This is a genomic window from Helicobacter sp. 23-1046, assembly GCF_053654635.1.
The window spans coordinates 858,064-881,798 of sequence record NZ_JBSIUS010000001.1 but is presented as its reverse complement, the minus strand read 5'-3'; the positions used below and the strand labels follow the sequence as shown (position 1 = coordinate 881,798).

14 protein-coding genes, 2 tRNA genes, 3 rRNA genes and 1 pseudogene are annotated in these 23,735 nt (G+C 41.0%); 17 read left to right on the top strand and 3 right to left on the bottom strand.

What is annotated here, in order from left to right:
- The first annotated feature begins 130 nt into the window (after positions 1–130).
- Positions 131–1,117, top strand: a complete 987-nt coding sequence (locus ACWIUJ_RS04295; RefSeq protein WP_454169191.1) for a helix-turn-helix transcriptional regulator — start codon at positions 131–133, stop codon at positions 1,115–1,117.
- Positions 1,118–1,206: 89 nt separating this feature from the next.
- Here the strand turns inward: ACWIUJ_RS04295 and ACWIUJ_RS04290 are convergent, their stop codons facing one another.
- Positions 1,207–4,020, bottom strand: a complete 2,814-nt coding sequence (locus tag ACWIUJ_RS04290; RefSeq protein ID WP_454169189.1) for an FAD-binding and (Fe-S)-binding domain-containing protein — start codon at positions 4,018–4,020, stop codon at positions 1,207–1,209.
- A gap of 896 nt (positions 4,021–4,916) precedes the next feature.
- On the opposite strand from ACWIUJ_RS04290, the gene ACWIUJ_RS04285 reads away from it, so the two are divergent.
- The 11 genes and pseudogenes from ACWIUJ_RS04285 (at position 4,917) to ACWIUJ_RS04235 (ending at position 17,106) form a co-directional block, all read left to right on the top strand.
- A 16S ribosomal RNA gene (locus ACWIUJ_RS04285) occupies positions 4,917–6,414 on the top strand.
- A 115-nt stretch (positions 6,415–6,529) separates the two neighbouring features.
- Positions 6,530–6,606, top strand: a tRNA-Ile gene (locus tag ACWIUJ_RS04280).
- A gap of 52 nt (positions 6,607–6,658) precedes the next feature.
- Positions 6,659–6,734: transfer RNA gene (locus ACWIUJ_RS04275), tRNA-Ala, on the top strand.
- A gap of 350 nt (positions 6,735–7,084) precedes the next feature.
- Positions 7,085–9,970, top strand: a 23S ribosomal RNA gene (locus ACWIUJ_RS04270).
- Positions 9,971–10,180: 210 nt separating this feature from the next.
- Positions 10,181–10,296: ribosomal RNA gene (gene rrf / locus ACWIUJ_RS04265) — 5S ribosomal RNA — on the top strand.
- The 16S, 23S and 5S rRNA genes sit together here with 2 tRNA genes alongside, the layout of an rRNA operon.
- Positions 10,297–10,753: 457 nt before the next feature.
- Positions 10,754–10,849: pseudogene (locus tag ACWIUJ_RS04260) on the top strand (IS1595 family transposase); the annotation flags it as partial.
- A 234-nt stretch (positions 10,850–11,083) separates the two neighbouring features.
- Entirely contained in the window at positions 11,084–11,389 is a 306-nt protein-coding gene (locus ACWIUJ_RS04255) for a hypothetical protein (RefSeq protein ID WP_454169187.1), read from the top strand.
- Positions 11,390–11,472: 83 nt separating this feature from the next.
- Positions 11,473–12,075 carry a WYL domain-containing protein gene (locus ACWIUJ_RS04250; protein WP_454169185.1) on the top strand — a complete coding sequence of 201 codons (603 nt, stop codon included), beginning with the start codon at positions 11,473–11,475 and terminating at the stop codon, positions 12,073–12,075.
- A gap of 163 nt (positions 12,076–12,238) precedes the next feature.
- Entirely contained in the window at positions 12,239–14,290 is a 2,052-nt protein-coding gene (locus ACWIUJ_RS04245) for a hypothetical protein (protein WP_454169183.1), read from the top strand.
- 62 nt (positions 14,291–14,352) lie between these two features.
- Positions 14,353–16,044: a LeoA/HP0731 family dynamin-like GTPase gene (locus tag ACWIUJ_RS04240; protein WP_454169181.1), complete on the top strand. Its 1,692-nt coding sequence runs from the start codon at positions 14,353–14,355 to the stop codon at positions 16,042–16,044.
- 198 nt (positions 16,045–16,242) lie between these two features.
- On the top strand, positions 16,243–17,106 hold the full coding sequence (locus ACWIUJ_RS04235; RefSeq protein ID WP_454169179.1) for a hypothetical protein: 864 nt from the start codon (positions 16,243–16,245) through the stop codon (positions 17,104–17,106).
- A 24-nt stretch (positions 17,107–17,130) separates the two neighbouring features.
- On the opposite strand, the gene ACWIUJ_RS04230 is transcribed toward ACWIUJ_RS04235, so the two are convergent.
- On the bottom strand, positions 17,131–17,451 hold the full coding sequence (locus ACWIUJ_RS04230; protein WP_454169177.1) for a hypothetical protein: 321 nt from the start codon (positions 17,449–17,451) through the stop codon (positions 17,131–17,133).
- Between ACWIUJ_RS04230 and ACWIUJ_RS04225 the strand changes: the two genes are divergently transcribed.
- The 5 genes from ACWIUJ_RS04225 to acnB all read left to right on the top strand — a co-directional run bounded on the left by ACWIUJ_RS04225 (position 17,445) and on the right by acnB (position 22,696).
- Positions 17,445–17,651: a hypothetical protein gene (locus ACWIUJ_RS04225; protein WP_454169175.1), complete on the top strand. Its 207-nt coding sequence runs from the start codon at positions 17,445–17,447 to the stop codon at positions 17,649–17,651. The two genes, ACWIUJ_RS04230 and ACWIUJ_RS04225, sit on opposite strands and share 7 nt — an antisense overlap.
- Before the next feature lie 66 nt (positions 17,652–17,717).
- Positions 17,718–18,041, top strand: a complete 324-nt coding sequence (locus ACWIUJ_RS04220) for a hypothetical protein (RefSeq protein WP_454169173.1) — start codon at positions 17,718–17,720, stop codon at positions 18,039–18,041.
- A 76-nt stretch (positions 18,042–18,117) separates the two neighbouring features.
- Complete coding sequence (locus tag ACWIUJ_RS04215) at positions 18,118–18,321, top strand: hypothetical protein (RefSeq protein ID WP_454169171.1); 204 nt, start codon at positions 18,118–18,120, stop codon at positions 18,319–18,321.
- Between the two features lie 60 nt (positions 18,322–18,381).
- Complete coding sequence (locus ACWIUJ_RS04210) at positions 18,382–19,509, top strand: HP0729 family protein (RefSeq protein WP_454169169.1); 1,128 nt, start codon at positions 18,382–18,384, stop codon at positions 19,507–19,509.
- Between the two features lie 613 nt (positions 19,510–20,122).
- Complete coding sequence (gene acnB / locus ACWIUJ_RS04205; RefSeq protein ID WP_454169167.1) at positions 20,123–22,696, top strand: bifunctional aconitate hydratase 2/2-methylisocitrate dehydratase; 2,574 nt, start codon at positions 20,123–20,125, stop codon at positions 22,694–22,696.
- Between the two features lie 59 nt (positions 22,697–22,755).
- Here the strand turns inward: acnB and ACWIUJ_RS04200 are convergent, their stop codons facing one another.
- Positions 22,756–23,730 (bottom strand): hypothetical protein, encoded by a 975-nt coding sequence (locus ACWIUJ_RS04200; RefSeq protein WP_454169165.1) that lies wholly within the window; start codon positions 23,728–23,730, stop codon positions 22,756–22,758.
- Positions 23,731–23,735 lie beyond the last annotated feature (5 nt).

The following is a 23,735-nucleotide window of genomic DNA, read 5'->3' as shown; positions in this document are numbered from 1 at the left end:
ATATAAATTTTTGCGCGTAAAACTTTAATTTGTGATTTTTGTCGTTTTGTTGATAATTTATGATATAATAACAATTCTTAAATTTTATTATAGTTTATTATTTGCGAATCAATACAAATAAGGAGAAATGATGACTACACCTATCAAAGACAATACAAGGGCTAAAGCTAGTTTGTATTCGCACTATGATGTTTTTTCTCGCTCTGCGAGAAAGGTCGCACAATTAAATCTTTCAAAAGATATGCAAAGCCTAGAGTTTTTGGGACAAGATTTTAATGTGAGATGTAATGTTGTTTCCATACTTGATGGAGTAACGCTACATTATGGAAGTTTTGTGGGGGATTTTTCTTGTTTGGATTATAAATTTGATTCTCCAAGGGTGCATTTTGGATTATTGCAAAGTGGAAACTACAAGAGCGAGTTGGATTGCGAGCCTTTTAGTGTGGAGGGTGGTGAAATTTATATAGTAGCACCAAACACACATACAATTGGTCAAAGTTCTTTTGCGGATTGTAATTGTGTGCAAATTGACATTGATGTAAAAGAATCCAAGAGAGAAATACAATCTTTTTTATCTAATTTTAACATCGAATTGCTTTATGAATTTCTTATCCAAAATCCATTAGTGGTGAAGTCCTGCCTGCATACTCGTGGCTTACTTAATATGCTTTGTGGAACAAAGAACATTGATTTATTAAGACTAAAGGTCTTAGAGTCTTTGCTTACCATACAAGAAAGTGCTTATAAATTACAAATGCACAACGCTTATGGTATAAATTACAGTAAAAATGCTTATATTGCCCGCGTGGCAGAATATTTGGAAAACAACTATAACGCAAGCGAGGAATGTTTGAATCTATGCACGCTTGCAGAGCGATTTGAAGTGTGTGTGAGCAAACTCACAAGTGATTTTCGCTCGGTTAAAGGCATTTCTATATATCAATACCTCAAACAATGCAAAATTCAAAATGCTATTTTTTTGTTGCAATCTGGCAAAAATGTAAGTGAAGTCGCAAATGAAGTGGGCTATGTCAATGTTTCGTGTTTTTGTAAAAACTTTAGAGAAAAGATAGGAGTAAGCCCAAATAGATTCATTAAAACGACCAAAAATCATTAAAGATTGTGTTTGGGTTGAGAATCTATGAGATTCTAGTGAGTTACAAAAATACATTGTTTTGTCAATACCAAAGACAAATTGAACGCGCATTATTTCGCGCTAGTCGCCTTATCCACCATATACGCCACGCTTTGAAATCTGCTCTCACTATACGCGCAAAGTCCTATCTCACAAGTGCTACTTGAGCTCACACCGATGATATTTGTCGCGCTTTCATCTGCCAAATGTGCCGTGCTAGACTTGTTGAGCTCTGGAGTAAAAAAGCCCTTTTTACCCGCAAATCCGCAACATTCAAAGCTTTTTACCACGCGCACATCATTGCTACACAGCTTTGCCACTTCCACAATCGCGCTATCCTTGCCCAGCTTTTTTAGCAGACAAAGCCTATGCACCAAAAGTGGCGAATCCACCTTGCTCCAAGCAAGTTTGTCGCTTATGCTTAAAATAAATTCGCTAATGTCATACACCTTATATCTATCCCTAAACTGCGCAATCGTAGAGTAAAAGCAACTCGAATGGTCTGTTATAATCGCATATTTTCCGTCCTCCGTTGCCTTTTGTAGCTCGGATTCTAAAAACGCCATATTTTGTGCCTTTATACTCTCATAGTCCTCAAACATCTTGCCACAGCACATTTGTTTGATTTTTTGTGGATAAATTACGCCGATTTTTGCTTTCGCACAAATGCTCTCCACTACTTCTTGCAATGGGCGTTTGTCGCGCTGTTTGGCATTTGGGGCAAAAATGCGATTCATGCAAGAAGTGAAATACACGACTTTATCGGGCAGATTTTCGCCCTTGTTTGTGAGTGTGTAACCATTTGCACGGGGCATAAATGGCGGAGTAAAGGGCAGATTCGCACTTAATTTATGCAATGCGCCTGTGATTTTGCTAATCCAAAATTCACCAAAAATCACACTTGCCACGCGGTAGATTCGCAGTCCCCCACGCGCCACGCCCAAAATTGCACTAAAATTATTATAAATTTTTTGCGCAATTTTCTGCGTTTTGCCACTCATCGCCACTCTTAACTCAAAGGCGACATTTGCGGTATCAATCCCAAGCGGACACAGCGCAAGGCACGATGAGCAAGTAGCGCAGGTTTCATTGCCAAAGTATTCATATTCGCTCAAAAGCGCGTCTGCCTCATACTTTTTGCCGTCTTCTAAAAGTCGCGTGATTTCGCGTAGCACTGCAATACGCTCACGCGGTGTTAGTGCAATCTCGCGCGATGGGCAGTTTTTCTCACAAAATCCGCACTCCATACAGCGATTTATCATCTCGCTATTTTCGGGTAGGTTGAGCAGATTTTTGGGTGCGGATTTAAGGTTTTTCTTAAAAATTGTCGCATCATCGCTGATTATGACATCGGGATTCAAAAGTCGTTTCTCATCAAAGGCATTTTTTATCGCCACATTGATTGCATAAGCCTTTTTGCCCCACTCGATTTCCACAAATGGCGCGACCATTCGCCCTGTGCCGTGCTCTGCTTTGGCACTTCCACCCATTAGCGCGACTTTACTGCTCATTTCCTCCACAAGCGCGGCAAAATTTTCATATTGCTTTTTGTCTTTTAAGTCTGGCGTGATATTAAAGTGCAGATTTCCCGCTAATGCGTGTCCAAAAATCACGCCATCAAAGCCATATTTTTTAAACAACTCTTGCAACCACGCCACGCCATCGGTGAATTTATCAATCTCAAAGCACACATCTTCAGTAATAATCGTAGTCCCTTTGGGGCGCGTCCCTGCGACAATAGGCAAGATTCCCTTGCGAATCTTCCACCACGCATCATATTCGTGCGAATCCTTTGAATACAATGGCTCAAAGGGCATTTTGATGGATTCTAACTCCGCTTTTATTGCAGTTAGATTCGCCTCTAACTTTGAAGGCTCTTGTGATTCGCTTTGAAATAAAATACACGAATAGCCTTCTTTGCACTCTTTGACTATGCTAGGTATCCCTTCGCTATCTTTAACCGCCATAAGACAGGCATAATCCATCATTTCCGCACTCACAACTTTGTCCCGCCCAAGTTTTGATAGCGCGACAACCGCCTTGCTTGCTTCGCTCAAATCCGCAAAAAATAGCAATCCACACGCCTTAAATTTCGCGTCAATCACGGCGTTGTAGCGCACCTTGCTAATGAATGCCAAAGTCCCCTCGCTACCGATTAAGATATGATTTAAAATATCCGCAATGTCGCTAAAATCCGCTAGGGCGTTTATGCTGTATCCTGTGGTGTTTTTGATTTTGTATTTTCGCGCGATGAGTGCGGTTAGCTCTTTGTCGGCTAAGATTTCAGCGCGGAGTTTTTGCAGAGATTTTACAATGTGTGCGTGGGTTTTGCAAAAGGATTCAACGCTATTTTTGTCTGCTGTATCGATAATCGTGCCGTCCGTTAGCACTGCGCGGACAGAATGAATGGTGTTATAGCTATTTTGCTCCACGCCACAGCACATTCCGCTTGAATTGTTGTTGAAAATCCCGCCAATTAGCGCAGTTGTGATAGTCGCGGGGTCTGGTCCAATCTTTTTGCCAAGCGGTGCTAACGCCACATTTGCCTCGCAACCAATCACGCCACACCCGCACTCAATGACATTGCCATTAACTTCAATGCTTTTAAAGCCCTCATTTGCGATGATTAACACCGAATCGCTACTGCATTGTCCGCTAAGCGAAGTCCCTGCGGCACGAAAAGTTATAGGCGTGTGGCATTGCCTAGCAAGTGCCAAAAGACGGACAATTTCGTCCTCGCTATTTGCGCGAATGACGACTTTTGGCACGAAGCTATAACAGCTTGCATCCACGCCTAGCGCGTATCGCATTAAGTGCGAATCCCAAACACGCCCATCACAGATTGATTTTGCCTTGCTTATGAATGTTGTGTAGTTTGGTTTCATTGTGCATCCTTATGTGAATCTAAAATGTGAAATCTCCCTAAAATGCGACATTGTAGCAAAAAATAGACTCAAGACAACTTAAATCTTAAATGTTAAAGAGTCTTAAGCTATGATTGCGCACGGTGAAAACAAGCATATCGTTACTTTGTGATTAAAGTTTTTGTAAGAATTTCTTAAGGCAAATTTATGAGATTTCTAGATAAAAATCAAAAAAATGTAAAAAATTTCAAAATTTTTGCAGATTTTTTACAAAATTAACAAAATATAAGGAAACTTTAAGGTTTGTTTTTATAAAATCCCGCTTTTGATTTGAAAAATTCTCGTAATTTTTGGTCATTAAACAAAGCATAAAATAGCTTTTCTTTAAAATGGATTTCTTTTTAATGTAACCATAAAGAGAAATTTTAGGGATTTTGTTAAAAGCCTTTGAGAATCCTTATTAGACATTTGGAGTGCTTTTTGCTTTAAATTTTCGCTCTTTAAAGTCGAATTAGAGGGTGGAAAAGATGGCTAAAATTTATTGAATTTTACAATCTTGTTCTTTTACACAAAACTTTACTTTAGATTCTTAAAATGGGTAACCTCAGTTTAAGATTAAAGCAAATTTTGAGTAATGATCTTTGAAATCTAAGCAAGAGATAAGAGGTGTGCTGGTTTCTGGCAACCTTTTTCTTAAGCTATGTTAAATCTCAAATATACTTTGAGCTTATCGAAGTGATAAGAGTTTAAGCTTTGACTTAAGACTAGGACAACTAACCTAAAAACAGATTCTTTGATTTATTTAGGGAATCTACAATTTTGGAGAGTTTGGCTCTATTGATTTAGATTCCAACTCCCCATTTTTTATGGAGAGTTTGCGTCATTATTTTATATTTTGGCTCAAACTTCCATAGTTTTTTATGGAGAGTTTGATCCTGGCTCAGAGTGAACGCTGGCGGCGTGCCTAATACATGCAAGTCGAACGATGAAGCCTTTAGCTTGCTAGAGGTGGATTAGTGGCGCACGGGTGAGTAACGCATAGGTAATATGCCCCATAGTCTGGGATAGCCACTGGAAACGGTGATTAATACTAGATACTCCCTACGGGGGAAAGTTTTTCGCTATGGGATTAGCCTATGTCCTATCAGCTTGTTGGTGAGGTAATGGCTCACCAAGGCTATGACGGGTATCCGGCCTGAGAGGGTGAACGGACACACTGGAACTGAGACACGGTCCAGACTCCTACGGGAGGCAGCAGTAGGGAATATTGCTCAATGGGGGGAACCCTGAAGCAGCAACGCCGCGTGGAGGATGAAGGTTTTAGGATTGTAAACTCCTTTTGTTAGAGAAGATTATGACGGTATCTAACGAATAAGCACCGGCTAACTCCGTGCCAGCAGCCGCGGTAATACGGAGGGTGCAAGCGTTACTCGGAATCACTGGGCGTAAAGAGTGCGCAGGCGGGATAGCAAGTCAGATGTGAAATGCTATGGCTTAACCATAGAACTGCATTTGAAACTGCTATTCTAGAGTGTGGGAGAGGTAGGTGGAATTCTTGGTGTAGGGGTAAAATCCGTAGAGATCAAGAGGAATACTCATTGCGAAGGCGACCTACTGGAACATTACTGACGCTCATGCACGAAAGCGTGGGGAGCAAACAGGATTAGATACCCTGGTAGTCCACGCCCTAAACGATGAATGCTAGTTGTTGTGAGGCTCGTCCTTGCAGTAATGCAGCTAACGCATTAAGCATTCCGCCTGGGGAGTACGGTCGCAAGATTAAAACTCAAAGGAATAGACGGGGACCCGCACAAGCGGTGGAGCATGTGGTTTAATTCGAAGATACGCGAAGAACCTTACCTAGGCTTGACATTGATAGAATCTGCTAGAGATAGCGGAGTGCTGGCTTGCCAGAGCTTGAAAACAGGTGCTGCACGGCTGTCGTCAGCTCGTGTCGTGAGATGTTGGGTTAAGTCCCGCAACGAGCGCAACCCTCGTCCTTAGTTGCTAGCAGTTCGGCTGAGCACTCTAGGGAGACTGCCTTCGTAAGGAGGAGGAAGGTGAGGACGACGTCAAGTCATCATGGCCCTTACGCCTAGGGCTACACACGTGCTACAATGGGGCGCACAAAGAGATGCAATATTGCGAGATGGAGCAAATCTCCAAAACGCCTCTCAGTTCGGATTGTAGTCTGCAACTCGACTACATGAAGCTGGAATCGCTAGTAATCGCAAATCAGCAATGTTGCGGTGAATACGTTCCCGGGTCTTGTACTCACCGCCCGTCACACCATGGGAGTTGTATTCGCCTTAAGTCGGGATACTAAATTGGTTACCGCCCACGGCGGATGCAGCGACTGGGGTGAAGTCGTAACAAGGTAACCGTAGGAGAACCTGCGGTTGGATCACCTCCTTTCTAGAGAATTGTTTGGGTAATTTGTTTTATCCAAACCAAAAAAGTTAGAGATTTAGTGCACCTCTTTGTTTCTTGCTTAGTTTTCAGAGATCATCTCAATGTAAAGTTAGCATAGGGGCTTATAGCTCAGGTGGTTAGAGCGCACCCCTGATAAGGGTGAGGTCGGAGGTTCAAGTCCTCCTAAGCCCACCAGAAAATGACATTTTGTAATAAAGCACCTAGTGGTTTGTTATTAAGATTGTGAGGGGAATTAGCTCAGCTGGGAGAGCGCCTGCTTTGCACGCAGGAGGTCAGCGGTTCGATCCCGCTATTCTCCACCATATTGCAAGTGGAGGATTTGGCTAACTTATTTAGCTTAGATTCTAAGGTTTGTTTATTCAAAGTTTAATGCAAGTTTTATCTCATAGAGAATCTCAACCCAAAGAGGTTGAATGAATGTGTGTTTGTAAGATTTGCATTAGGCTTTGTAAAAGTCGTGTTATTTAACTTATCATTGTTAATAGCCTAAGTAAATTAAAACTACAATAGCCTGTTTTATTGTGATGTAGGTGGTCGGCATATATCTAGTTCCGTATGGATTCTGCTGGCGGGTTTGGGTGTGATATAAATCATACTTGAATCACACGATACACTCAGTAAGGCAGTAATTTTAGAATACTCAATAATGAAGGCATAAGCTTTGTAAGGGCAAATGGTGGATGCCTTGGGTGATAGAGGCGATGAAGGACGCACTAGACTGCGAAAAGCTACGCGGAGCTGTCAAGGAGCTTTGATGCGTAGGTTTCCGAATGGGGCAACCCAATGCGTAGTGATGCGCATTACCGATTAAGGGGCGAACCTAGCGAAGTGAAACATCTCAGTAGCTAGAGGAAAAGAAATCAAACGAGATTCTCTTAGTAGCGGCGAGCGAACGGGGATAAGGGCAAACCGAGTGCTTGCACTCGGGGTTGAGGACTGCAATATCCACTGCAATATCTTAGCAGAAGAGTTTGGAAAGGCTCATCATAGAGGGTGATAATCCCGTATGCGAAAAGACATTGCTAGGTAGCAGTATCCAGAGTAAGCCAGGACACGTGAAATCCGGGCTGAAGCTGGGGGGACCACCCTCCAACCCTAAATACTACTATCACACCGATAGCGCACAAGTACCGTGAGGGAAAGGTGAAAAGAACCGCGGGTAGCGGAGTGAAATAGAACCTGAAACCATTTGCTTACAATCATTCAGAGCCCTATGATTTATCAGGGTGATGGACTGCCTTTTGCATAATGATCCTGCGAGTTGTGGTATCTGGCAAGGTTAAGCACACGCGAAGCCATAGCGAAAGCGAGTCTTAATAGGGCGTTAAGTCAGATGCTGCAGACCCGAAGCCAAGTGATCTATCCATGACCAAGTTGAAGTAAGTGTAACAGCTTATGGAGGACTGAACTCGTGCCCATTGAAACGGGTTGGGATGAGTTGTGGATAGGGGTGAAAGGCCAAACAAACTTGGTGATAGCTGGTTCTCTTCGAAATATATTTAGGTATAGCCTCAAGTGATAGCAATAGGGGGTAGAGCACTGATTGGGCTAGGGCTGCTCACCGCGGTACCAACCCCTGTCAAACTACGAATACCTATTGCCTTATCTTGGGAGTCAGGCGGTGGGTGATAAAATCAATCGTCAAAAGGGGAACAACCCAGACTACCAACTAAGGTCCCAAAGTTCTATTCTAAGTGGAAAATGATGTGAAGTTACTTAGACAACCAGGAGGTTGGCTTAGAAGCAGCCATCCTTTAAAGAAAGCGTAACAGCTCACTGGTCTAGTGATTTTGCGCAGAAAATATAACGGGGCTAAGATAGACACCGAAGTTGTAGATTCTATGCTGGTGCATAGAGTGGTAGAAGAGCGTTCGTATCAGCGTTGAAGCCATATCGGCAAGAAGTGGTGGAGCGATGCGAAGTGAGCATGCAGGAATGAGTAGCGATAAAAGTGGTGAGAATCCACTTCGCCGAAAGTCTAAGGTTTCCTACGCGATGCTCGTCATCGTAGGGTTAGTCGGGTCCTAAGACAAGTCAGAAATGGGTAGTCGATGGAAAATTGGTTAATATTCCAATACCAATAGTAGTGTGCGATGGAAGGACGCATAGGGTTAGGTGAGCTAGCTGATGGAAGTGCTAGTCTAAGGGTGCAGCTTGGAGGATAGGCAAATCCGCCTCTGTATGTCAAACCTCAAAGGCTCTCCAAAGTCTTCGGATAGCGGGGAGAATCACTGATACCGTCGTGCCAAGAAAAGTTTCTAAGTTTAGCTACTATTGCCCGTACCGCAAACCGACACAGGTAGATGAGATGAGTATTCTAAGGCGCGTGAAAGAACTCTCTTTAAGGAACTCTGCAAACTAGCACCGTAAGTTCGCGATAAGGTGTGCCTAGCAATAGGTCTCAGCAAAGAGTCCCTCCCGACTGTTTACCAAAAACACAGCACTTTGCAAACTCGTAAGAGGAAGTATAAGGTGTGACGCCTGCCCGGTGCTCGAAGGTTAAGAGGATTTGTCAGGGGCAACCCAAAGCATTGAATTGAAGCCCGAGTAAACGGCGGCCGTAACTATAACGGTCCTAAGGTAGCGAAATTCCTTGTCGGTTAAATACCGACCTGCATGAATGGCGTAACGAGATGGGAGCTGTCTCAAAGAGAGATTCAGTGAAATTGTAGTGGAGGTGAAAATTCCTCCTACCCGCGGCAAGACGGAAAGACCCCGTGGACCTTTACTACAACTTGGCACTGCACATGGGAGCATTATGCGCAGGATAGGTGGGAAGCTTTGAAGTCTCTACTCTGGTGGAGATGGAGCTGTCCTTGAGATACCACCCTTAATGTTTCTGTGGGCTAACTGGCTAGAGTTATCCTCTAGCAGGACAATGTCTGGTGGGTAGTTTGACTGGGGCGGTCGCCTCCTAAAAAGTAACGGAGGCTTGCAAAGGTTGGCTCATTGCGGTTGGAAATCGCAAGCAGAGTGTAATGGCATAAGCCAGCCTGACTGCGAGACAAACAAGTCGAGCAGAGACGAAAGTCGGTCATAGTGATCCGGTGATTCTGTGTGGAAGGGTCATCGCTCAAAGGATAAAAGGTACCCCGGGGATAACAGGCTGATCTCCCCCAAGAGCTCACATCGACGGGGAGGTTTGGCACCTCGATGTCGGCTCATCGCATCCTGGGGCTGGAGCAGGTCCCAAGGGTATGGCTGTTCGCCATTTAAAGCGGTACGCGAGCTGGGTTCAGAACGTCGTGAGACAGTTCGGTCCCTATCTGCCGTGGGCGCAGGAGAGTTGAGGAGAGCTGTCCCTAGTACGAGAGGACCGGGATGGACACGCCACTGGTGTAGCAGTTGTTCTGCCAAGAGCATCGCTGCGTAGCTACGCGTGGATGTGATAACCGCTGAAAGCATCTAAGCGGGAAGCCAACTCCAAGATGAACTCTCCCTGAAGGTCGCAGCAAGACTAGCTGCTTGATAGGGTAGGTGTGTAAGCATAGTAATGTGTTTAGCTGACTACTACTAATAGACCGTTTGGCTTATTTCTTTATTAAGTCTTAAGTATTCTAATTACTGCCTTATTGAGTGTATCATTTTACACCAATAAAGTTTAGGTGTAGTTTTTTTTAGGCTATTACAGTGATTGATAACTTATGTATGTAGGTTGTCAAGTTGTTGTTTCCCCCATTAGGAAAATGGAAATAAGGGCAAAATTTTAAAAAAAGAGATTCTAAAAAAGTGCCTTTATTCCCCTTTTCCTTGTGTCTATAGAGAGGAGGACACACCTAGCTCCATTCCGAACCTAGCAGTTAAGCTCCTCTTCGCTGATGATACTGCACTTTGCAAGTGTGGGAATGTAGGTCGATGCAGGGTTAGGGGAAAACTACTTAGAGACTACTTGTATTCTTTTAGCTCATTTACTTTATTTTTATTGCTTATTAGTTTTTTGGCTCAATCCAACTTAAACTCTAACAAAGGAATCTTAAGTTATGATGCACACGATGAAAAACAAGTATATCACCACATAATAAAAAACTTTGCAAGAATTTAAGAAACTAAGAGAATCAAAAACAAGAGAGATTCAAAAAAGATCATTAAATATTTTTCTACTTCGCTTACACTCGTAGCCTTGCAAGAAGTCTTGATATTGAGGCTGTAAAATTGCAAAAATTTGTAAGATTTTACAAAAAATTATCGATGAAAAGTGTGATAAATTTTGTAAAAATATTAGAATCTTAATCGCACAAGAGTATGAAAAAAATATTTAAAATACAAAGCGAAATTGAAATTGATGAAAGCTATTTTTGCTTCGCTAATACTCTTAACTGCAAGCACAATGGGTTATGCAAAGCATAGATTAAGCAAATTTAAAGGAATCAAAAAAGAGAATTTTTTGCTTCACTTAAAAGAGACAGAATTTAGATACAAGGCTAGCAGCAGCATTGAAATGTCAAAATACAAAAGCAAGATTTGTATAAAATCTTGCTAAAATTGATAAGAATCAACCGCTTAAGTTGTCTTGAGCCAACCAAATACACCACGCAAGATTTTTGCCAAAATATTGTGAGAATCAAACTAAAATCTAACCAATTTTAGCTACAATCTTGCCAAATTTTCACTAAATCCAAACGACTTTGCACGCACAATCAAAAGGGGTAAAATGACTTTCGCTACTACAAATCCTCCAAAACCACAAAGCAAACCAACACAAAACAAACCAACTCTAAAAAAACCAAAGCCCCATAGCGATTCTAGCAACTCCAAAGATTCTCTCTCCACTAGACTTATCATTATCCTAAAGCGACTTTATGAGGGCGAGTGTATCAAGGCAGACTTACTAGCGAGTGAGTTTGGCACTTCACTTCGCACGATACAGCGAGATATATCTCACATAGCAAATTTGCTAAGTATCAAATATGACAAAGGCACATATCAGCTAGATTATTACGGGGGGGGGGGAGTGTAAATCCCAAATCTATCAAGCGATTTGCCTCTATCAGCGGGATAGAAGCACTCTACCCCACGCTAGATGAGTTTTTTGTCTATGATTTGCTAGATGATGATGAGAAGTCCCTACACATTGCCAAAGGACATTTTGAAAAGCCTCAAACACAGCTCTTTGAGACACTCAAAGAAGCGATTGATCTCCACCACATACTCCACTTCACTTATAGCCTAAAGCCTAGAGTAGCAAAGCCCTACAAGCTAGTGCATATTCAAGGGATTTGGTATCTGCTAGCGAGCGAGTCGCGTAAATTAAAGCATTTCGCCCTATCCAAAATCAAAAATCTAATCGACACAAAAGAAGCGTTTGCCCCTAGCCAAAAAGTAACAACACTACTAAAATCTAATCTAAACTCCACCGCCTATCTCACCACCACCCCCAAAACCGCGAAAATCCTGCTTGCCACGCCAAAAGCTAGGACACATTTTTTGCGCAAAAATTTGGGAGCAAACTTCTCTATCATAAAAGATTCATATCAAAATCTAACGCTACAAATGCAATATGCCTTTGATGATGAAGTGATAAATTTTGTCAAAAGCTGGCTACCACACGCCCAAATCATCTCCCCCACACAGCTACAAGAAAAACTCCAAAAAATGCTCCTAGAGTATATCAAAGCGACAAATGCTGACACGGGGAGTGAGTAAAATGCAGGGATTTAGCAGAATCTACGATTCGTCTCGCAATGGCAGCGCAAATACTCCGCGATGAGTATAAACTAGGATTTTAGGATTTTTGGCAGACTGATTTAGTCTAGGGACGGCAGAAAGAGAAAAAATGACAAAAAAATACAAACTAACGGAGACAAAAATGTCAAAAATAGAGCCAAGCAAAGTCTATGACTTTGTGCTAGAGAAATTGCAGGATATGAAAGATAGCGCGGATAGCATTAGTGCTGATAGCGTGGGTGCAAGTAGCGATGATGATAGTTTGGAAGCGCAAAGTCGCGCAAAGCAGTTGCAAGAAGTCCGCAAACAAATAAGCGAATTTGAAGCAAATGCCACAAAAAGTGCGTTAGATTACAAAAATGTCGCAGAGTTTAATACTTTTACAATCGCATTTTATGGCGAGACAAATGCGGGTAAATCCACTATCATCGAATCTTTGCGGATTTATTTTGGTGAATCAACCAAGCAAGATTCACGCGCAAAGTTTGATAAAAGCTATGAAGCGTTCAAATATTACAGCGAGGCATTTTTAGGTAAGATTTTCGCGTTTTTTGCCCCATATCTTAAATCAAACGCGCTTAAAAAGATGATAGATTGTAGCGATGGCGTGATTATCGGCGATGGACGGGCGGATTTCACGCAAAAAAGTCAAACTTATCATTTTGATAATAATGGCGTGAAGTTTGACATTTTAGATGTGCCCGGTATTGAGGGCAAGGAAAATGCTGTGATTGATGAAATATTAAAGGCGACTAAAAAGGCGCATTGTGTATTTTATATCACGCGAAATCCACAGCCACCGCAAAAAGGCGATAGCCCAAGTGGCGAATCCAAAGGCACTCAACCAAAAGGCACGATTGAAAAAATCAAAGAGCATTTAGGCGCGCAAACGGAAGTCTTTAGTATTTTTAACAAATCCGTTACAAACCTTATGCAACTATCAGATTCGATAATCCAAACTAGCGATGAGAGTGGCTTAAATGATTTGGATAAGATAATGACACAAACGCTAGATTCAAACGAACAAAAGCACTACGCAGGGCGCAAAACTTTAAGCGCACAAGTGGCATTTTACGCGCTTGGGGACAAAATGATAAGCGTAGATTTGCCCCAAAATGCAAAAGATGAGGCGACAAAGGCAAAGGATTTAGCGCAAAAAAGAGAGAAATTTATCGCAAAATATTCAAAAGATGAGTTGTTAGAAAAAAGCCTATTTTTGGACTTTGCGAAATTTATCAGCGATGATTTGGCGCAAAATGTGGGTGCAAAAATCAAAAAGTCAAACTTTAATAAGGCACATAGAATCTTACTTGGTATGAATGAGACGCTTGAATTTGTGCATAAAACTTATAGCGATTTATACGACAAATGCGCCAAAGAAGTGGAGGATTCGTGCCACAAAATAGAGCGTATATTAGATAGTGCAAAAAGCAACTTTGAAGTGGCTAGTGATAGCGTGATAAGGGCTTTTAGAGGTTCGGTTCAAAATATAATGTATGACTACATTGATGACAATGTCAGTGATGATAGCTTTAAAAACAAATTTAAAGCTGTTTTGGAATCTCAACAACAATCGCTTAATGATAAATTTAAAGAAGCGTTTGAAAAAGAGCAAAAACAATTTGGCAAAGATATTGAAGTAGAGATAGAAAACTTACAAAGGCGTATAGGCAATATCGCTAAAGATTTTCAAAATCTAACGCTAAATAATGATTTTGATTCAAATCTAAGCATCAACATTGATAACGGGTTAAATACGGCTGGGCTTATTGGTGCTGGGGTTGGTGTTATTGGTCTAGCTATCACAATGACAGCAGCAAATCTTTGGAATCCTGCTGGTTGGGCTGCAGCAGGTGCTCTTGCTATTGCAGCAGTTGTTATGAGTGCGGTTGGTATTGTTGTAGGTGCAGTCAAATCTGTGTGGAAATTTTTTAGCGATGATTACAAAATGAGCGAACAACGCAAAGCGGTTGATACAAATTTGCGTAATATTTGTGGCAATATGCAAACAAAGGTCAATGAATCCATAAAAAATAATATCGAGCAAAACTTACAACCCTATATAGAAGATATCCAAGATAATCTGTCATTAAGCATAGAGCCTATACAAGAAGCAAGTGAATTTTTTGGCGAACTGCGGGAAAATGAAGTTTTGCCACTTGCAGAGCAAATCAAAATAGAGGGAGGTTTGTAAAGGAAAATGTAATTTTGTGGCAAAAATCGTGGCGGTTAAGTAAAAAAATTAAGGAGTAAAAAATGACAACACAACAAGAATTTAAAAGGCAAAAAGAGCAAGGCGAAGCAAAGCTAAACAATCTGCAAGGATTTTTAGAAAAAGGCAGGGATTTTGAGCTATTTGGCGTTAGCGTAGATAGCGGTTTAGAAAAGCTACAAAAAGCAAAAGAGAAAATAAATCAGCGTAAACTAAAAGTCGTGCTTGTGGGAGGATTTAGCGAGGGTAAAACTTCTATCGCTTCGGCGTGGCTAGGCGAAGTTTTGGGGAAAATCGATAGCGCAGAGTCAAGCAATGAAGTGCTTGTCTATGATACAAAAGACAATGAAGTAGAGATTGTCGATACGCCCGGGCTTTTTGGATTTAAAGAAAAGGGAATGGGCGTAAATGCTGAAAAATACAAAGACATTACCAAAAAATTCGTAAGCGAAGCGGATATAATTTTGTATGTGATGAATCCCACAAATCCTATCAAAGAAAGCCACAAAGATGATTTGGAGTGGCTATTTCGCACACTAAATCTACTGCCTAGAACGATTTTTGTGCTAAGCAAATTTGACGAAGTGGCGGATATGAGCGATGATAGGGAATTTGAGCAATCATTTACGATTAAAAAAGAGAAACACATTATCCCAAATCTGCAAGATGCGATAAATCTAAATCAAAGTGAAAAAAGCGACTTGCAAATCGTAGCCGTATCGGCAAATCCTTTTGGCAAAGGACTTGAATCGTGGTTAGCAAATAAAGATGAGTTTGAAAAACTCTCCCATATAGATTCGCTCCAAAATGCCACCACAGAGTGCATTAAGCGCAATGGTGGGTTGGAATCTATTTTGGTTGAATCTCAACAAAGCATTTTAAGCGACATTGTGGGGAGGCAACTGCCTAGTGCTATATCGCTACAAGGAAAAATCAAAGGCGATATGCAACGATTAAATGAGAGCGCAAAAGCATTACAAAAGGATATGTTACGGACAAATGACAAAATGAACGATGCGCAAATTGCGCTTCGTGGCTTTGTAACGGAATATTTTAACGATTTGATTAAGCAGGTAAATGGGACGAGTTTGGAGACATTTGGCGATTTTATGCAGGGCGAAATCGGCAGCGAGGGAAGCCTAATAAGTGCAAAAATTCAAAATGAATTTCAACGCCACACGCATTCTGTCATCAATGACTTGCGAACGAGTATCGAGCGATTTGACGCAGAGAAAGGCGACTTTGAAAAAGCAATCAGTAGCTATGGTAAGCAAGGCGTAGAGTGGCTACAAAAATCAGGTGCTATAAATTCTCAAAATGTTTTAGCTGCTAGAGATTTGCTAAAAACAGGACTTGAAAAAATAGGCATAAATGTCGGCACAGCATTGAATTTTAAGCCGTGGGGAGCAGTAAATCTTGCAAAAGGAGCTAATACCGCATTAGCTGGTGTGGGACTCGCGCTTGAAGTGTGGGATAGCTATAAACAGCACGAAAAAGAACAAGAATTTCAAAAGGCAAAATCTAAAATCGCTAATATGCTTGAAACTCAAATGAAAGAGATTTTAGACACGATAAATAGCGATAAATTCTACGAACTTTTCAGTGGCTATAATGAGCTAAAAAACGCACTTGAATCCACACAAAATGAGCTAGAATCCTTTGAAACACAAAGTCAAAAATTTGATGAATGGGTAAAAGAGGGCGAAATCATTGAAGCTGAAATTGTAGAAAATTAGTGTAGCTATACAAAAAAATACTTTAAAAGTATATCAACGCGACAAATAATGTCGCGTATAGGGAGTAAAATCTCGCCTGTAAATGCCAAAATCTTGCACAAATCCCCTGCAAAACGCAAATAATCAAAACAAAAAGCGCAAATGCGGGTAAGATACAGCAAGAGCGGGCATTACAAAATCTTTTTTAAGGAGCAAGAAATGTCAATTTTCACTCGTTTATTGTTGGGCAGTGCAGCCCTAGCAGGCGTAGGATACGCAGGATATAAGGCAAAAAAACACCTAGATAGCCAAATGGAGAAGCCAGAAAACTATGGCTTAGGCTACAAAGATGTGGCGTTTGAGGAAGCGGGCAAAATCATCTGCAATGGCTTAGGAGCGATAACTGAAGGACTAGCCAAAGGTTATGAAAAAATCTTTGATGAGCCACTTTATGCAGAAGGCGTGATGTCTAGCCTAGATACCCTAAAATCAACTTTGCGCAAGAGTGAATGCAAGCACCTAAATGGTATGCAGCTCGCACCAGCCCTTGTGAAAAAAACAAGTTTTAGCGCGGCGCAATGCAGTCGCATAGGTATCCCTATCTATGATGAGGAGATGGATAAACTAAATACCCTCCACGATGAAATCCAAAAAAACGATGATTTCATAGACGCGATTTATGAGCTAGAATCGCAATGCTACAAGGCGCATAAGACGATTTTAGATTTTGTCTCATTTGCTAAAGATATGGCGCGAGATTCTAGCGATACGGATACTATAAAGAGCTTAGATAACATATATAGTGTCGCTTCTAGCAAATACGACTTAGATGAAGTAGGCGAGATAGAGAGCGTCAAATCCGCTATAAAATCTATCAAAGAGTCTTGCGATAGATTAGCCACGCTAAATGCAGAGCTAAAATCTAGCCTAAAAGATTCTGCTTTGCAAGATAGTCATCACGCAAGCAAACTAAGCGAGGCTTTAGAGCTAGCCACAGCACTAGATGGCGTGATAAGAGGGGATTTTGCAAGCTATGGTAGCTTTTGTAGCGAGCGCGTAGAGACATTGCAACAATCCGCTTAAAAAGTCTATAATTATGAGACTTTATCATTGTGAGAGAATCTTAAGCCCTCCTCCCTTGCGGGAGTAGGAAATTTTGTCATTGCGAGCGTTGCAACGCAACGCGTGGCAATCCACAACAAAAAACATAAAAATGGATTCCCACGCAAAAATTCGCTTACGCTCATTTTTGCTCGCAATGACGGATTTTTTTGTCAATAAAATTTTCTTTGTCATATTGAGCGTTAGCGAAATATCTCGATTTACATTTTTAGATTTTCTAAAGAAGCTACTTTGAGATGCTTCGCTTGCGCTCATTCCGACAAGTAGATTTTTACCAAACCAAAACAAAGGAGCAAAAAATGCCAATCAAACCAAAATCATTCATAGCAAAATGCCCCAAATGTGGCAAAGTGAAATTTGTCTCGCCCAAAAGCGATGCGCTAAGCCCGCTTGAAATGTGCCCAATGTGTGAGAAATGCAATGAGCCAATGAGTAAAACACCAATGCCAAATTTAGATGTCAAAAGCATAGGCGATTTTTTCAAAGGCTTGTTTAAGGGCAACTAAGGTTAAAAGCAACGCTTAATAGGCTCTCGTGCTTCAATCCTATCGACAAAATATAAGGACGCAATGATGGACTTGAAAAAATTCTCAAAGATTATTAGTGTGCTGTATAAGTTTTTAAGCGAATTTATAAAACTATGGGAGCTAGGGAAACTAACGCGTCTAGGGAGCTTAGGATTTGCACTAAAACAACAAGCAGAGATTTTCACAAACGAGCTAGAATCCAAACAAAAGCGCGTAGATTCTGCATTTGAAGCATTAGATTTAATCCTCGCGTATAAAAAGCAAAATCCACAAGAATTTGAAGAAATATTTTGTGCGTTAGAGCGATTTAGCCAAAAGCGCAAAGTCGATAAATCAATCGATGAAGCGATAAAGTCGCTTTTAGGCTAGATTGTCGTTTGGATTTCATAGCAAAAAAAAATCTAAAAAGTGCAAAACCAAAAACTAACGCACAAAAAGGAAGCAAATGGGAGCGATTTTTTTATTTTTATTAGCGGTTTTATCGGCTATTTTAGGATTGTTTCTCTTTATAGCGTATATGTATGTGTTTGTTTTTGTGGGCTTTATCATCGCTAGCATTGCGATTTTTTATTTTTATGGTGTGGCGTGGGGGCTAGCGTGGCTAGGGCTGTGGTGGGTAGGTGGCTACCTCATCAGCAAAAGCAAATAACCCAAAATCTTTACGCCTATATTTAAGACATTTTAAAATCTCGAGCATAAAGGAAACAAAATGACAAACCTGCTGATTTTATACAATCCATACTACCAAGACACCGTGATAGAATCCCACTTAGAAGTGCTAAAGCAAAAGGGCAAAGTCGCTTTTGGCAAGGTGCGCTCCAAGCTAAAAGACACGCTAGGAAGTCAAAAAAGCCAAAGCGAAAATCCGCTAGGTTTAGCCACGATAAAATCCGAGCTACATTCACAAAAAGCACAGGACAAACGCGCATATTTGCAACTTTTTTTGACGGATTATGCCAATCTCTATGTGGCAAAAGTCGATGAGATTTTGGATAAATCCCAAGCCCCAAATGAGATAATCCCAAACTACTATCAGCAAAAAGGCTTAAATGTCGAGGAATATTTCATCATCACGGATTTGCGCGAGATTGTGCGTGATGATTTCGCGACTTTACGCGATAAATATTTGGCAAATTTCACTACTCCCGCCTTTGCAAACCACACTTACGCGCTTTATGGCAACGCCTACACATATCCCATAGAAGTGGTGCAAAAGCGCGAAGTATGCTATTTTGAGGGTGATGAACGGCATTTTCTTACGCTCTTTAAAAGCGAGGCATTTTTGGCGCAAAAGCAGATTTTGACAGACTACATATTTGGCGACTATCTCTACGCTCTGCACCCCGATAGCTTTGAAAATCTCATTTTTGCCGAAATGGAATTTCACGCAAATAAAAATGACAAACTTTATGATTTTAGTGGCGTGATTTTGCGCTATGCAAAGGCGTTTGAGAGTGAATGCTATGAATTTGTGCGCGAAATCGTGCGAATCTTGGGCGCAAGGGATAGCGCGATTTTGGAGCTAAAATTTGGCGTGGGAAGCAAAATGAAAGAAGTGGCGAATCTATCGCACGAAAAGGCGATGCTTGGGGCGTATCTGCATTTGCTTGATAATCTTTTGCGAAAATCTATAAAAGCGCATTTAAGCACAGAAGTGTCGGCATTTTGCGCTAGATTCACAAAAGATATTGCCTTTATGCAAAAGGCGCGAAATCCTGTGGCGCATTCGGATTTTGCAAGGTTTGAAATGGCAAATGCCGTGCGCGATAAAATCATCGGCGTGGGGCAAAGTAGCGTAATGGTGGAAATGCTAAAAGCAAAAGAATTACTAAAATAAAATTTAAGATTCGGCATAAATTGTTTGAAATTTTACGAATCTAAATGTGAATTTTGTGTGATTTGCGTTAAATTTTAGGCGATTTTGTGTGCTAAAAGAGTAAGAGGAAAAAGAGGGCGTGTAGCAGGTAAGAAAACTTCTGTGTTTTTGCTTCGCTTTGCTTGCAACTGCAAGCAGAATGTGCTATACAAAACATAGATTAAGCAAATTTAAAGGAATCAAAAAGGAGAATTTTTTGCTTTATCAAAAGAGACAGAATTTAAATATAAGGCTAGTAGTAGCATTGAAATGCCAAACTTCAACAGCAAGATTTATGCAAATCCTGCTGTTGAAGTCAAACATTAGTATCTAACCTTAAAGAGCGAATTTGATTGGCTAAGTAACTTAGATTCTCATAAATGAGTTGTTTCTAAGTTGTGCTTGCGCACAATGAAACAAGCCTTGTGTGGATATTTTCATCTCGCTTATTTAAAGAAAGGCAACTTTGATTTTGCGACTTTGGCGCAAGTCAATTACAAAAAGTAACAATTTCCTTGACTTTATTTCTTTGTTGGATTCCAAATTAACCACTTTTGCTTATAATCAAACAATAAATAGCAACAAAGGAGATAAGATGGAAAACTTTGATACATTCATTAAAGAGTATGAGGTGCTTAAATCAGAGCGAGAATCTCAAGGTATCCCGCCATTACCATTGAGCGTAGCGCAGACAAAAAGTGCGATTGAGATTTGCAAAAGCACTCAATCAAGCCAAACACAAAAAGACTTTGCAAAAGAATTGCTTATCCACCGCGTGAATCCGGGCGTAGATGATGCAGCTAAGCTCAAAGCAGAGTTTCTCGCTGAGATTCTTAAAAGTGGCAAGGCGCAGGTTTTCATACCAAAAGAGGCGGTGAAATATCTTGGCACAATGCTTGGTGGCTATAATGTCAAGCCACTCATTGATGGTTTAAGTCTGAGCGACAAAGAGTTGGCGCAGGATTGTGCGAATGCACTTAAGCATACATTGTTAATGTATAATAGCTTTGAAGATGTCGCTAAGCTAAGCTCGAGTAATCCTTTAGCAAAGGAAGTTTTACAATCTTGGGCAGATGCAGAATGGTTTTTGCAAAAGCCAGCCTTATCAGAGGTCATTAAAGCGTGTGTGTTTAAGATTGATGGCGAGACAAACACCGATGATTTAAGTCCTGCGGGAGATGCTTTCACGCGTAGCGATATTCCACTCCACGCTAAGGCAATGCTAAAATCACGCATTGAAAACTACGAAAGCAGAATCCAAAAGATTAAAGAAGTCGCTAGTAAAAATGACGCTCAAGTAGCGTATGTAGGCGATGTCGTGGGCACAGGAAGCTCAAGGAAGTCTGCGTGTAATTCGATTTTGTGGCATTTTGGGCGCGAGATTCCCTACATTCCAAACAAAAAAGGCGGTGGAGTTGTGCTTGGTAGCGTGATTGCACCGATATTTTTTAATACTTGCGAAGATTCAGGTGCGTTGCCAATCGCCGTTGATGTAAGCAAACTTAATGAAGGGGACATTATTGAAATTCATACAAATAAGGGTGAGATTCTCAAAAATGGAGAAGTAGTAGCCAAATTCACACTAAGCCCAATTACCATTGGCGATGAGATTCGCGCTGGTGGGAGGATTTCACTCATTATCGGGCGCAATCTTACAGCTAAAGCACGAGATTTCTTAAAGCTCCCACCGAGCGATATTTTCAAATCTCCTAAAACACCACAACAACCAAAAGGATTCTCATTAGCTCAAAAGATTGTCGGGCGTGCGTGTGGTGTAGAGGGTATCGCACCGGGCACTTATTGCGAACCAAAGACTACGACCGTTGGCTCACAAGATACCACAGGTGCGATGACACGCGATGAAATTAAAGAACTTGCCGCTATTAGCTTTGGCGCGGATTTTGTAATGCAAAGTTTCTGTCATACAGCAGCATATCCTAAGCCTTCAGATGTGAGCTTGCACGCTACATTGCCAGAGTTTATCTCTACGCGTGGTGGTGTCGCACTGCGTCCAAAAGACGGCGTAATCCACTCGTGGCTCAATAGATTCTGTTTGCCTGATACACTTGGCACAGGTGGAGATTCTCACACGCGCTTCCCTATTGGTATTAGTTTCCCAGCGGGGAGTGGATTAGTGGCGTTTGCGGCTGTTACGGGCACTATGCCACTTGATATGCCAGAATCTGTGCTCGTGCGATTCAAAGGTAAGCTCAATCCGGGCATTACCTTGCGTGATTTGGTGAATGCAATTCCGTATTACGCAATTAAGCAGGGGCTTTTGACCGTTGAGAAAAAGGGCAAAAAGAATATTTTCAGCGGGAGAATTTTAGAGATTGAGGGCTTAGGCGATTTGAAAGTCGAGCAGGCTTTTGAGCTCTCTGATGCGAGTGCAGAGCGCAGTGCTGCAGCTTGTAGTGTGCGATTAAATAAAGAGCCAATTATTGAGTATCTTAAGTCAAATATCGCGCTTATTGACGAAATGATAAATAAGGGCTATCAAAATGCCGATACGCTCCGCAGGAGAGCACAAAAGATGAAAGATTGGATAGCAAATCCTGTGCTTTTGGAGCCAGATTCTAACGCAGAATATGCCGCAGTAATTGAGATTGATTTGGCAGATGTCAAAGAGCCTATTTTGGCTTGCCCTAATGACCCTGATGATGTGGCGACTTTGAGCGAGATTTTGGCAGATTCTAAGCGACCAAAAGAGATTAACGAAGTCTTTATTGGTAGTTGTATGACTAATATTGGGCATTTCCGTGCGTTTGGTGAGATTGTCAAAAATGAGGGGCAGTCTAAGACGCAAATTTGGATAGCACCGCCAACAAAAATGGACGAGAAAAAACTCACACAAGAGGGCTATTTCTCGCTCTTTGGTGCAGCAGGTGCGCGTATGGAAGCACCGGGTTGTAGCCTCTGTATGGGGAATCAAGCACGAGTGCGTGATAATGCAGTGGTGTTTTCTACTTCCACGAGAAACTTTGATAACCGAATGGGCAAGGGAGCGCAAGTGTATCTAGGAAGTGCCGAGCTTGGTGGTGTGTGTGCGATATTGGGACGATTGCCCAGCACAAAAGAGTATTTAGACCTTGTGCCTAAGAAATTAGAGGGTAAAAACACTGTTTATACTTACCTTAACTTTGATAAAATCGAAAACTTCGCCCTGTAAGATGTAACCACATAAGAATTGCATAGATTCTTATGTGGCTTATATAAAATGTTTATGTCTTATTTAGTGATTGCTTGATAGTCGCTTAGTGATTTGCCCACTGCCCACTCAAAGCTATCATAAAATGCCTTGCATACAGGGTTATTGAGTTCTGGAGTTGCTTTTTTTGTTATGACTGTGTGTTTCATATACTCAACATTATCTTCATAGAGGAAGTAGTCATAGCAAGATTTGTAATATGTTCTAATATACTCGTATTCCTTACCCATAGATTCAAAATATTTAGATTCAAAATATTTGGCAATGTCAAAATCGCTGGTTGTTGCATTTGATTGTTTCTCGCCATAGCGCATTCTAAATGGAATAAATGTTTGAAATAAATCACCTATCAATCTATCGCCATAATTTCTAAATACTTCCCAATATTGCGAAAAAGATTCCTTTGTAAGTGGTATTTTCTTAAATTGCAAAAATGCTACTACTTCAATCAACTCGCTTTTATTATAATCACCTTGCTCATAGTCTTCAAATAATTTTTTATCGTAGTCATAGAGAATTTTTTCAAATGATTCTTTTATAGAATCTGTAAATTGAAAATTATCATAAAAATCCTTAAAGGCATTGCTAAATTTTATGACATAAAGCGTATTAGCTCCTTGTTGATAAAACTCGCGCACTTGATATTGCAATCCAAAGAGTTTTTGTATCTTTGTCATATCAAGGTATTCTATGCCATTTTGATGAGTGGAGATAAATAACGCCAAATATGAATAAGTAGCGCACTTACTACCTCCATATAGATCCTTTGCCATATCGCAGATATTTTTAATCGTTGCATTGAGTTTTTTCTTTTCTTTTATACTTTCTTTGAGAGCAATATATTCTTCCCAATCATTATTAAAAAGACTTAGGTATCGTTCTTGTGCCATATCTTGCGCTATTTTTGCCACGCTTGCTTCTATATTGCTTGTATTACTTGGCGTGGCAAACGCCACCACAGCAAATGAAAGAATCATAAAAATACATTTTTGCATTGTGT